The organism is Rhodospirillaceae bacterium, assembly GCA_018660465.1.
Taxonomy (GTDB): Bacteria; Pseudomonadota; Alphaproteobacteria; order Rhodospirillales; family JABJKH01; genus JABJKH01.
The window spans coordinates 66498-78930 of the sequence record JABJKH010000002.1; the positions used below are offsets into that span (position 1 = coordinate 66498).

The following is a 12433-nucleotide window of genomic DNA, read 5'->3' on the forward strand; positions in this document are numbered from 1 at the left end:
TCGATATTGAATGCGTTTGAGATGGATTGATTTATCCAGTGATGAAATTTTCAGCACATAAACGGGTGGGCTTTGGTATAGGAGTCATCGCCGTACTTAGCCTATTTAATGGCTCCAGTATTGCTGCCGGAAAATATGATGGCGATTGGCAGGGCCGACTTTCCTGCGACAACGGTGGCATTGATCGGCTCCGGCCAATGAAAAAGCCAGCGACGCTTAAAATCAGAGGCGATCACGCAGACTTTTCCTTCGATACCAGCGGCATGCCATTTTCCCTCCGTCAAACTAAAGGCGAGGTGGAGCTTGAGGAAGGTGTTATATCAGAAGCTGGAGAAATCGAAATTACCGGTGATGTCGAACATAAGCGCCGGAATGATCTAACGTATTCATTCACAGGACAAATTAAGGCATCCGCTGAGAAGATTCTGTTGGATGGGGACTTCGGACCAAGGTCGTGTAAGATTAACCTATCGCGTAAAATACAGCGCGATTCCCGGCCACAAGCGCACCAAGCTTCCGCCACGGGCAACAATTTCGATGGTATTTGGAAAGGTCGACTCTCGTGTAGCGCCTCCAGAAATGGACGCCGGGCCTTTAAGAGACAAGCCCGTCTGGCCATTCAGGGTAAAACCGTAACCATGACCGAAACCGGAGGGAGTACGCGGTTCGACCAGACATCCGGCCTTCTGGATGTTAGCGCATCGGGACGGGGAAGCATTAGTTTGGAAGGAACGTTTAACCCCGGAAATCGATCCAGAAACTGGTATTTTACCGGCGAATTCCAGGCGGGAGAACCCATTAATCTAGGGGGCAAATTTGGCTCCCGCGAGTGTACGGTTACTGTAAATCGTAAGAGCCAAGCACCAACCCAAACCGCTGCAATATCCGACTCCTCCAGGGGTTTGGCTCCCAAAAAATCAGGCCCTGAGCAAAACGCCGCGCGCAAGGCCGCCGATGCCGAGCGCCAGAAGCTTTCGCAAGAAATTGCGGCACTCCGGAAACAACAGACAGAACAAGCAACCCGCCAAGCGGCCCCCCAACCCAAACAGCCTAGCCTTGAGCAGCAATTGGGAGTGCTCAAAAGTCTGCGGGATAAAGGTCTCTTAACCCCACAAGACTTTGAGGCCAAGAAGCAACTCTTGGTGAACCGCTTTTTGGGACTGAGTTCTCAACCAACAACGAAAACCGCGTCGCGCTCTCCATCACCATTGCCGGGTCCGGCCAACGCCATTCAGCAAACCCTGGCCAAGTACTCGGACATTGAATTTGGCCAATACTATGCCCTGATCATTGGCAGCAACAATTACAAACACCTGCCCAAGTTAGCGACGGCGTTGGGGGATGCGAAAGCAATCGCCGCAGTTTTGAAAAAATCCTATGGCTATAAAGTCAAAGTACTGACCGATGCGAGCCGGTCAGACATCCTGGATGCCTTGGATGAATACCGAGAGAAACTCACCGACAGTGATAATCTTTTGATCTATTACGCTGGCCACGGCTGGTTGGACGAGGCGAGTGAGCAGGGCTATTGGCTGCCAGTGAACGCAAAGCCCAATCGGCGGACAAATTGGGTCTCGAATTCTGATCTCACCGTGACGCTCAAGGCGCTGAACGCCAAACATGTCATGGTGGTTGCCGATAGTTGCTACTCAGGGACCCTCGTGCGCGGCGCAAAAATTCAGGATAATTCGCCTGACTACATCAAACGCATGGCGGAAAAGCGGGCGCGTTTGGTGATTACCTCCGGCGGGCTGGAGCCGGTTGCCGATAAAGGTCAAAGCGGTCATTCGCCCTTTGCCAGTGTGTTTCTAGACGTCCTTAAGGGCAACAACGGCATCCTCGATGGCACTCAGTTGTTCAATAAAATGCGCCGCCCGGTGATGCTGCAGGCCGACCAAACACCTGAATACTCCGACGTCCGTAAAGCCGGGCATGAGGGGGGTGACTTTTTGTTTGTCCGTAGACGCTAAAAATCTAAGTTTTTGTAGTGCTTGGCGGGAATGACGCCTGGAATGTGATCGGCCAACAAGGGGCGGAAACTTGGCCGGGATTTAATCCGAGCGTACCAGTCCTTGGCCTCTGGGTGACTGTCCCAAGGAACATCGCCAAGATAATCAATCGCTGAGAGATGCGCAGCGGCGGCAAGATCAGCCAGGGTCATTTGTTCCCCGGCAAGCCATTTCCGGCGCTCCACCAAATACGCGATATAGTCCAGATGATGGGGCAAATTAGCATGGCCCGCGCGAATCGCCCTGGAATCTGGTTCCGCTAAACCCAAAAACCGCTTCATCACCTTTTCACCGACCAGGTTATCGGTGACTTCATCGTTGAATTTTCGATCAAACCACCCGACCAAGCGCCGAATTTCCGCTTTGGCCACGGGGCTTCCGGAAATTAGTGGAGTATCCGACTGAATTTCTTCGAGATATTCGCAAATGACATTGCTGCCGGACAGGGCCGTGCCGTTGGGTTCCACCAGAACCGGGACGTCACCAGCCGGATTAAGCGCCAAAAAATCCTGCCGTCGGGCCCAGGTTTCCTCAACATGCATCTCGAACTCCAGGTTCTTTTCCTGAAGACACAGACGCACCTTGCGGCAAAACGGGGAAAGCCATAAATGATAGAGTGTTCGCATGTCCTGCTACTTATACCCAATTTTGGCGAAGCGAAACACCCGATAAGACCTATCCAAGAATATTTTTAGTTTTACGGGTCACCCATGGTTCCGCTAAAAATAATAAACGAACAATGGGGGAATAAACGTAAACTTGGGGCGTTTATGTAGTGGAGGGCGCGAACATTGTCTTAAACTCAAGTTTAGTGAGAGAATATCATTAAATTGAGGATGAATTAGACCAAAATAATGCTTACATATAATGCGCTCTAACTTTTTGACCCGACCAGTTTAAGGAACGCCCGCACATGTTGATAAAAATCCGCAAATCGTCCGACGTCGCTTCGTCTGAGATTACCCCCAAATCGGTGTTTTTGGAACGCCGGAAATTCATGAAAACGGCCGCAGTTGCGGGCGCAAGCATTGCCGTTCCCGGGCTACTAACTCCGCAATCTGTATTTGCGGCAACAGACCCCAAGCGGGTTAAACTGGCGGGCGTCACCAAGGGTCCCTTCAGCACCAAAGAAGAGCCCAACAGCTACAAAGATATCACCAGCTACAATAATTTCTACGAATTTGGCACCGGCAAGCGCGACCCCAAGCGCCGCGCACAAGATTTTAAAACCAAACCCTGGACGGTGAATATAGAAGGCGAAGTCGGCAAGCCCGGTGCCATTGGCTTCGAAGACCTCATCAAACCCCACAAATTAGAAGAACGCGTCTATCGCTTCCGGTGTGTCGAGGCTTGGTCCATGGTTGTACCCTGGGTCGGCATTCCCTTGGCCGATGTGCTGAAACGGTTTGAGCCCACCGGCAATGCCAAATTTGTCGCCTTCGAAACATTGCATGACCCCAAACAAATGCCCGGACAAAAACGCAATTCTTTGGATTGGCCCTACGTCGAAGGCCTGCGCATGGATGAAGCCATGCACCCGCTGACGCTGTTGGCGGTCGGGCTGTACGGCGAAGTGATGCCCAACCAAAACGGCGCGCCCATCCGTTTGATCGTGCCCTGGAAATACGGTTTCAAGAGCATCAAGTCGATCGTCAAGATCAAGCTACAGGAAAAAATGCCACCGACGTCATGGAACCAGCAAGCGCCCCGAGAGTACGGCTTTTATTCGAACGTGAACCCAGAGGTTAATCATCCGCGCTGGAGCCAAAGCAAAGAACGGCGCTTAGGCAAGTTCCTTAAACAAAAGACACCCATGCTCAACGGCTACGCGGACGAAGTCGGCAGCCTGTACGCGGGCATGGATATGCGGAAGAATTTTTAATTTAAGTGCGGTGGTATATTAAGCCTCTTGTCTTCACGCTCTGCCTCGTTCCCTTGGCATGGCTCGGTTGGCTGTGGTTTGACGAAGCCCTTGGTGCCAATCCTATTGAGGCCAACAACCGATATCTCGGCGGATGGTCGTTACGGTTTTTGCTGTTTGCCCTGGCCGTGACGCCGTTGCGCGAATTGCTCGGCCTGCCCGTGCTGGTCCGGTTTCGACGCATGATCGGGTTGTTCGCTTTTTTCTACATTACCCTCCACTGGACCAGCTATATCGTCCTCGACCAGTTCTTCGATTGGATTGAAATTTGGAAGGACATTATCAAACGCTGGTACATCACCGTCGGCATGTTTGCGTTTATAATTTTGATCCCCTTGGCCGCCACCTCCACCAAAGGCATGATCAAACGCCTGGGAGGTGCCCGCTGGAACAAACTGCACAAACTTGTCTATGTGGCTGCCATTGCAGGCGTGTTCCATTTCTACATGATCATCAGAGCTGATTTCCGCGAACCGATTATCTACGGCATGATCCTCGCAGTTTTGCTGGGGTATCGGGTGGTACTTAGGATAAAGCGTAATCGGCGCAGGGCTCAACGGGCCTAAACTCTATCTTAGAGTGCTCAAGTAACAGTCTACAAAATCCCCTTAAAACTCGAAACATCTGTATTTTCTGACGAACTGATCAATTTACGAGCATCCGTTGTTTGGCTGGCAAGCATCTGTTTCGCTGCAATCCTTATGCTCTTAGCAAATTCTCTGATCTGAGTTTCAATTTGGTTTGTCCAGGTGATTTGTGAAAACATAGCTCTCTCCTTCAAAGTGATAAGTCGTTGCGTGTTGAAAAGAGAATATGCAAACTTTGTCAGGCGCGCTTGAACGTGAGCTTAATTTTTGCTTGCCGTATGCTTTATTTGTCTTAATTCGTCTAAATGAAAGTTTGAAAAGCCCGTGATTTACCGGTTTAGGGAATTTTCGCTTGATACAGAGCGCCTAGAACTTGCAAGCAATGGGGCGCTTCTGAGCGTCCAGCCTCAAGTCTTCGAATTGCTTCGGTTTCTCGTGGAAAACAAGGATCGGGTTGTCTCAAAAGATGAGATTTTTGAGGCCGTCTGGGAGGGCCGTATCGTTTCCGATGGCACCCTCAACGCGCGAATCAATGCGGTGCGGCGGGCGCTTGGTGATGATGGTCAGGAGCAAACGGTCATCCGCACCTTTCCCCGTCGTGGATTTAGATTTGTTGCGGAACTTGACGAAAGCGCCGCTACGATAGAGGAAATAAATGAAGCTGCTGACGAACCCAAATTAGAACCTACCCGGCCAAAAAACTCCATCGCCATATTGCCGTTTAATAATTTATCCGGCGATCCGGAGCAGGAATATTTTGCGGATGGTCTGACCGAAGACCTGATTACGGACCTTTCCAAAAATACAGATATGTTTGTGATTGCGCGAAATTCTTCGTTTTCGTTTAAAAAATCCGGCGTCAATATAATTGAGGTTGGCGCTGCCTTAGGGGTTGCGACTGTATTAGAGGGCAGTGTGCGTAAAGCGGGCAACCGCATCCGCATCAATGCACAACTCATCGATGCCCAATCAGGCGGGCATATCTGGGCCGAACGCTACGATAGGGACATGGATGATATTTTTGCTCTGCAGGATGAAATTACGGAAAAGATCGTCGCGGCACTTGCGGCTAATTTAATTACAGACCAAGAAAAAAGTCGGCAAACGTCGAGCGTTGAGGCGTATGAGCTAAGTCTAAAAGGCAGGGCAAAATTTTTTCAATTTACGCCGGAAACAAATCTTCAGAGTATTCAACTGTTCGAGCAGGCCATTGAAGTCGATCCAAATTTTTCCGATGCCTGGGCGGGTCAGGTCTTCCCGTATCAAAGTGGCTGGTCATTCTTGTGGGAAGGGTATGATGACGGGCTTATTATCGCTAAAACAAAAGCCGAAAAAGCTGTTGAACTTGATCCTTATTCTTCCTTTGGCCAAAGCCAACTGGGTTGGGTCCAATCGTTTTTGAGAGAACACTCGGGTGCCATAGCCAGTTTCGAACGATCCCTGGAACTTGATCCCAATAACGCCAATTCGCTCGGGTTTTTTGCTGAGGTCTTAAACTTCGCCGGCAATCCAGCACGCGCGATAGAAATGGCGGAAGAGGCATTGCGTTATGACCCAATGCCGCCGCCAAATATTTATAGCCACCTTGGCCACGCTTATTTGCTGCTAAATGATCTCGAAACCGCCCACGAATTTCTGGGTCGCGCCATTCAGATGGTTCCTGGATTCCCTGTACCCAAATATTTTATGTCGGTAACCGAAGTCGAACTTGGTAATTTAGATGCTGCGAACGTACATGTTGAGGCGCTATTAAAAATGTACCCGCTAACCAACATATCCATTTTTGACACCCGCATCCCCTATGCTGATGATCAACAACGTGCACGAATCTTGGCCGGAATGAAATCCGCCGGTTTGCCAGAAGCGTAGAGAATTAGCGCCCCATCAATCCTTACCTGTTAAATCAATAGGGTCCAAACCCATTGCCAGCCGACCAGAGAAGTGAACTTGTTTTTTCTCTGACAAGGGATGGAACTGACTTGCCTGGGCGTCGCGGAAAAATTGCTCAAGACGGGTTGCTCGAGTGAAGCCGGGGCCGCCAGAAAGTTCCATGGCCTTGGCTGTTACCTCTTTCACCGCATTGGAAATAATGGTCTTCCGCTTGAGGATGTTGTCAGCATTTTCGACGACAGGGTCGAAATTCAAATTGTTGGCAATTGCCACCATGCTCTCATAGGCGACTTCCGACGTCGTGAAAGCATTTTCCATTTCTCCCAATAAGTAGGGCAAATGGGGATCACCCAGCGCATTTTTGGCGCGGTCCCTGGCAATGCCCGCGGCTGCATCTGCAATGCCTTGGTAGGCCGACATGATCAGCGGCAATGCAACGGTCAAAACCACATTCCACATTGGGTGGAACGCGCCTCTGGGTCGCCTGACACCAATGTTCTCTTCCGGCACGAACACCTTATCGAAGACGATCAAATTGGAGCCGGTGTTGCGCATCCCCATGGCCTGCCAATTTTCAATGATTGAAACACCTTCGGTGTTCATCAGAACGGGGAAATGGAGCACCTGCCAACCTGCTTCCGGGTCCTCATAAGGCGCGGATGTGATTGCGAGGTCGCCTGCAGGGCTGCCACTGGCAAAACCCTTCTTGGCGGAAACGAGATAGCCACCTTCGGTCTTTTCAACCTCTCCCGACGATGACAGCCAGTCATTGGCCCCCGTACTCACCAGAACAAGTTCCTTGGCGGCTACTTTCTCCAGCAGCGCTTGGCCTGGATTGCCCCGTTGGTGGTTCCATCGGTTGGCGCCGATAATGTGCTGATGCATGGAAAGTGTCAGCGCCGTCGACGGGCAGAAACCTGCTAATTTACGGATGATCGCGCACATTTCCGAATGCGTGACCCCGCCACCGCCGAATTCCACCGGCACCATCGCCGAATAAAATTTGTAACGTTTCAGCGCCTCAATATTTTCAACCGCGAACGTGTCTGTATCAGCCATCTTCATTGACCGTTCGGCGAATTCAGGCCCGATTTCATCGAGCAAACCCAAAAAGTTTTTCATATCTACGTGCATGTCCATTGGAACCTCCATTAATTTGTTGGCAGGACAATGGCTCCGGCTGAAAATTTATTATAGTATAAAATTTGTAGTATAATTATTTGGGCACATTGAATAAGGTTTAGCTTATGAAACGAGAAAGCGAATACGGACAATTTTGCCCCATCGCCATGACGGCGCAAATTCTCACGGCCAAATGGATGCCGTTGGTGGTGCGCGAGCTGTTGTGCGGCAGTCAGCGGTTCAGTCAATTACAGAAGGGACTGCCGCTCATGTCGCCTTCTCTTTTGTCCACCCGGCTGACAGAGCTTGAAGGTTCAGGGCTTGTCGTTAAAAACCCGGCACCCAGTGGCAAGGGTTATGAGTATGTTCTGACCGAGGCGGGCCAAGAACTCCGTCCGATTATTACCATGTACGGTTTCTGGGCGGAAAAATGGCTGAAGAAGGAATATACCGAGGAAGAATTAGATCCTTCACTTCTGATGTGGGACATTCGGCGCAACGTCGATGGCACTGTTTTTCCAGACGACCGGCGCGCCGTCGTTCAGTTCGAACTCTCCGGCATTAAAAAAGGGCAACGTCTTTGGTGGCTGCTCTTTGAACGCGGTGACGTCGATCTATGTTTGCGTGACCCAGGTCATGACATCGACTTAATTGTCAGTTCCCACATCCGTGCCCTAACAGAAGTATGGATGGGCAGAAAACCGCTAACCGAAGCCCTAAATTCGGAAACCATTAAACTCGAAGGAAAGCGGCAGGATACCCGTGATTTTGCCAAGTGGTTTTCTCTAAACTTCTTCGCCCACAACACGGCGTAACCTGTGCGAGTATGCTTCGGATTAAATTTAAACGAGACAGTTTCCATCGCGCGCAACAACAACTCCTCCCTTAACCACCAAGGTGCGCGGCGGGCGATTGACCACGGCTTCGGCCAAGGTTTCCCCGGGGACGACGACGAAGTCGGCTTGATTACCAACTTCAAGACCATAAGACTCCGCCCCCATGACGGCGGCACCGCCGAAGGTGGTTATATCCAACGCCGTCTCGATATCCTGGTCTAGGCGGAAGTTGCTCCTGTAGCCGAGCAGCATCGCGCGTTCCAGCATATCCGCATTGCCATAAGGCCCCCACGCGTCCCGGACATTGTCGGAGCCGGAACACAAAACAACGCCTGCTTCTCGAAGGGGTTTAATCGGCGGGAAGGCGATATAGCCCGGCGCGTGGGTCATAATTGAAATCTCGTTGTCGGCAAGCAAGCCTGCAAGCTTCTCAAAATAGGGTTGATCGACCAAGCCTAAGCAAAAGGCATGGCTGATGTTTACCTTTCCTTGTAACCCAAGTGCACGTGTCCGGTCCGCAATTAGCTCTATCGCAAATCCACCTAGGTTACCGGGCTCGTGCAGATGAATATCGATACCACAACCATGGCGGTCCGCTATGGCGAAAATCCCATCGATGTGACCCGCCGGGTCACGTTCGATAATCGACGGGTCAATGCCACCAACCAAATCCGCCCCCGCCGTGATCGCCAAGTCCAACAGGTCTGCAGCGCCTGGATTCACCAGCATCCCGCTCTGTGGAAAGGCAACCAATTGCACCGTCACATGATCTTTCATGCGGTCGCGTGCTGCCAAGGTGCCTTCCAAGTTGGCGAGGCTAATTTCCGTATCAATATCAACGTGACTGCGAATGTGGGTTGTGCCCTTAGCTATCGCTTGCCGCATGAGTTTGATGGCCTGATCTTCAGAAGAAACATCCTCTTCCCGACGTAACCGACGTTCGTTTTCAATTCGGTCGATGGTCAAGGGTCCGGCCTGGTGGGGTCGCCATGGCAACCCCCAAAAAGTTTTATCCAAATGCATATGCGCATCGACGAACCCGGGAACGAGAAGTTGTCCCTTGCCGTCCTCAATTTTTGTTTCTGGGGGTGCCTCAATGGTTTTGGCAATTTCGGTGATAATGCCGTCTTCGACACACACATCAACCGGCGCGCCGCCCATAAGTCTGACGTTTCGAAGGAGGAGGTAACTCATCACTTAATTACCTTACTGGCCTGTTAATGTGCCTCGTCCCAATTGTCGCCAATCCCGGTATCGACGACCAAAGGAACGTCCAATTCGGCAGCTGATTCCATCACCTGTTTAACAGCCACGATGGTGGCATCGGTTTCGGCGTTAGGGACTTCAAAGATTAATTCGTCGTGGACTTGAAGCAACATCCGAGCGTTTAGGCCTTCGCGATCAAGAACCCCTGGCACGCGGATCATGGCGCGTTTGATGATGTCGGCGGCACCGCCTTGGATGGGGGCGTTGATGGCGGCGCGTTCGCCGAAGTTTTTCCGCATCGGATTTTTTTCATTGATCGACTTGATGTGGATTTTGCGGCCAAACAAGGTGCGGACGAAGCCGTCTTCGCGGGCCTGTTTTTTGGCACTTTCCATGTAGTCCTTGATTCCCGGATAGCGTTCGAAGTAGGCGTCGATGTAGTCCTTGGCTTCGCCGTTGGAAATGTCCAGTTGCCGCGCCAAGCCGAATGCCGAGATGCCGTAGATGATGCCGAAGTTAATCGCCTTAGCTTGACGCCGCACCATCGGGTCCATGCCTTCCAAGGGCACGCCGAAGACTTGTGATGCGGTCATGGCGTGAATGTCGAGGCCTTCGTGGAAGGCGTCTTTCAGGGATTCAATCTCCGCCACGTGGGCCAGCAATCGAAGTTCGATTTGCGAGTAATCCGCCGACAACAATCGAAACCCTTTTTCCGGCACAAAGGCGCAGCGGATTTTGCGGCCTTCTTCGGTACGAATGGGAATGTTCTGCAAGTTGGGGTCATTGGAACTGAGCCGGCCGGTCGAGGCCCCTGCCATGCCGTAGGACGTATGAACCCGGCCTGTATCCGGGTTCACTTGCTTGATCAGGCTGTCCGTATAGGTGCTTTTGAGTTTTGAAAGTTGCCGCCATTCCAGAACCCGGACCGGCAAGTCATGCCCCTCAGCCGCCAACTTTTCCAAGACATCGACGCCGGTGGCGTAGGCCCCTGTCTTGCCTTTCTTGCCGCCGGGCAAACTCATTTCATCAAACAGGATTTCGCCCAATTGTTTTGGCGACCCAACATTGAATTCCCGGCCTGCCAGCTTATGGATTTCAACTTCCAGGTCAGCCGCCCGCACGGCGAAATCATCGCTGAGGCGTTTTAACTCTTTTGCATCCACGCAAATACCGGTCCGTTCCATCGCTTCTAGAACCGGGATTAAGGGCCGCTCAAGGGTCTCGTACACCGTCGTCATATGTTCGGTCGCCAGCCGTGACTTCATCGCCCGATGCAATTGCGCCGTGATGTCGGCATCTTCGGCGGCGTAGTCCAAAGCTTTTTCGAGGGGCACATAGTCGAATGTGATCTGAGATTTTCCGCTGCCGACCACTTCTTTGAACTTCACAGTCGTGCGATCCAAATGCAATTGCGCCAATTCATCCATGCCGTGGCCGTGCATCCCGCCTTCCAACACATACGACAACACCATGGTGTCATCGACGGGGGCGATGAAAACGCCCACCTTGGCAAAGATTTGCATGTCGTACTTGATGTTCTGGCCAATTTTGAGCGTCGCCGGGTCTTCAAGCATCGGCTTTAAAATTGCCAGGGCTTGGTCCACAGGAATTTGCTCCAACGCCTCGTCGCCATCACCTGAGCCCTCACCTCCCAGGTCCAAGGTTCCTTGCTCCAGCGCCTGCTTGTGCGCTAACGGGATATAACACGCGTGTCCCGGATCAATCGACAGCGACACGCCAACCAATTCCGCCCGCATGGAATTCAGCGAGGTGGTCTCCGTATCCACTGCGACCCAACCCGCTTCCGTCGCGCGCGCCACCCAAGCTTCCAACGCTGCCACGGTTTGCACCAATTCGTAGCGGGACTCGACGGGCGCTTCGACCACATCCTCAGCTGCCCCCTCTACGCCAAAACGGCTTTTGATCGTCGTGACCATGGATTTAAAATTCTGTGCTTCCAGAAATTTAATAAGGGTCTCGGGCTCTATGTCCTTAGCCGCAAAATCGCTGAGCGGCATTTCGACGGGCACGTCTTGCATTAAGGTAACCAGTTCACGCGATACCCGCGCCAGATCCGCCTGATCCAAAAGACTCTGACGCCGCTTGGGTTGTTTGACTTCCTCGGCCCGGGCCAGGACCTGATCCAAGTCGCCATATTCATTGATCAGCAGCGCCGCCGTTTTAACACCGATCCCGGCCACACCCGGCACGTTATCTGACGAATCTCCGGCAAGGGCCTGAACATCAATCACCCGGTCCGGCCCGACACCGAACTTTTCCATCACTTGATCGGGGCCAATTGTTTTATTTTTCATCGCATCCAGCATGGTGACGCCGTCGCCCACCAACTGCATCAAGTCTTTGTCTGAGGATACTATGGTGACCTCGGCCCCAATTTCCCGCGCCTGGCGGGCGTAGGTCGCGATCAGGTCATCGGCCTCGTAACCCTCCATGCCGACCTCTGCAATATTAAGCGCGCGGGTGGCTTCACGAACCAATGCAAACTGCGGAATTAGATCATCAGGCGGTGGCGGCCGATGGGCTTTGTATTCACCGTAAATTTCATTGCGAAATGTTTTGCGGGCGCGGTCAAAGACCACCGCGATATGATCCGCGTCCGTATCTTCGACCAGCTTCATCAGCATCTTGGTGAAACCAAATACCGCGTTTACCGGCGTTCCATCGGCACGCGTCATCGGCGGCAGGCCGTGATAGGCGCGGAAAAGAAATCCCGATCCGTCGATCAGGAAGACATGCTTTGGGTTTGAGGCAGCCTCGGTCAGTGGCCCGCCGCCTCTTCGGCATCGTCGCTCAGTATAAACTGCGCGCTGCAATAGGGGCAGACGACGTCGCCCGTGTCGC

The 12433-nt window shown here is 52.1% G+C and carries 10 protein-coding genes; 5 read left to right on the top strand and 5 right to left on the bottom strand.

From position 1 onward, the window contains the following. Positions 1-41 precede the first annotated feature (41 nt). On the top strand, positions 42-1970 hold the full coding sequence (locus HOM51_00485; GenBank protein MBT5032968.1) for a hypothetical protein: 1929 nt from the start codon (positions 42-44) through the stop codon (positions 1968-1970). On the opposite strand, the gene HOM51_00490 is transcribed toward HOM51_00485, so the two are convergent. Then, complete coding sequence (locus HOM51_00490) at positions 1967-2635, bottom strand: glutathione S-transferase family protein (GenBank protein ID MBT5032969.1); 669 nt, start codon at positions 2633-2635, stop codon at positions 1967-1969. The genes HOM51_00485 and HOM51_00490 overlap by 4 nt on opposite strands. Before the next feature lie 287 nt (positions 2636-2922). Here HOM51_00490 and msrP point away from each other — a divergent pair, with 287 nt between their 5' ends. Further along, on the top strand, positions 2923-3891 hold the full coding sequence (msrP, locus tag HOM51_00495) for a protein-methionine-sulfoxide reductase catalytic subunit MsrP (GenBank protein ID MBT5032970.1): 969 nt from the start codon (positions 2923-2925) through the stop codon (positions 3889-3891). 5 nt (positions 3892-3896) lie between these two features. After that, positions 3897-4496, top strand: a complete 600-nt coding sequence (locus tag HOM51_00500; GenBank protein ID MBT5032971.1) for a sulfoxide reductase heme-binding subunit YedZ — start codon at positions 3897-3899, stop codon at positions 4494-4496. Positions 4497-4525: 29 nt separating this feature from the next. Here HOM51_00500 and HOM51_00505 read toward each other — a convergent pair whose 3' ends face one another. Then, complete coding sequence (locus HOM51_00505) at positions 4526-4696, bottom strand: hypothetical protein (GenBank protein ID MBT5032972.1); 171 nt, start codon at positions 4694-4696, stop codon at positions 4526-4528. A gap of 145 nt (positions 4697-4841) precedes the next feature. On the opposite strand from HOM51_00505, the gene HOM51_00510 reads away from it, so the two are divergent. Then, positions 4842-6386, top strand: a complete 1545-nt coding sequence (locus tag HOM51_00510) for a transcriptional regulator (GenBank protein MBT5032973.1) — start codon at positions 4842-4844, stop codon at positions 6384-6386. Between the two features lie 15 nt (positions 6387-6401). Here the strand turns inward: HOM51_00510 and HOM51_00515 are convergent, their stop codons facing one another. Continuing rightward, positions 6402-7547: an acyl-CoA/acyl-ACP dehydrogenase gene (locus HOM51_00515; protein MBT5032974.1), complete on the bottom strand. Its 1146-nt coding sequence runs from the start codon at positions 7545-7547 to the stop codon at positions 6402-6404. Between the two features lie 107 nt (positions 7548-7654). Between HOM51_00515 and HOM51_00520 the strand changes: the two genes are divergently transcribed. Beyond that, positions 7655-8344 (top strand): helix-turn-helix transcriptional regulator, encoded by a 690-nt coding sequence (locus HOM51_00520; protein MBT5032975.1) that lies wholly within the window; start codon positions 7655-7657, stop codon positions 8342-8344. Between the two features lie 27 nt (positions 8345-8371). Here the strand turns inward: HOM51_00520 and HOM51_00525 are convergent, their stop codons facing one another. Together HOM51_00525 and polA are read right to left on the bottom strand one after the other, a co-directional pair. Continuing rightward, positions 8372-9559 carry an amidohydrolase family protein gene (locus tag HOM51_00525; GenBank protein MBT5032976.1) on the bottom strand — a complete coding sequence of 396 codons (1188 nt, stop codon included), beginning with the start codon at positions 9557-9559 and terminating at the stop codon, positions 8372-8374. A 23-nt stretch (positions 9560-9582) separates the two neighbouring features. Further along, positions 9583-12354 (bottom strand): DNA polymerase I, encoded by a 2772-nt coding sequence (gene polA / locus HOM51_00530; protein ID MBT5032977.1) that lies wholly within the window; start codon positions 12352-12354, stop codon positions 9583-9585. Positions 12355-12433 lie beyond the last annotated feature (79 nt).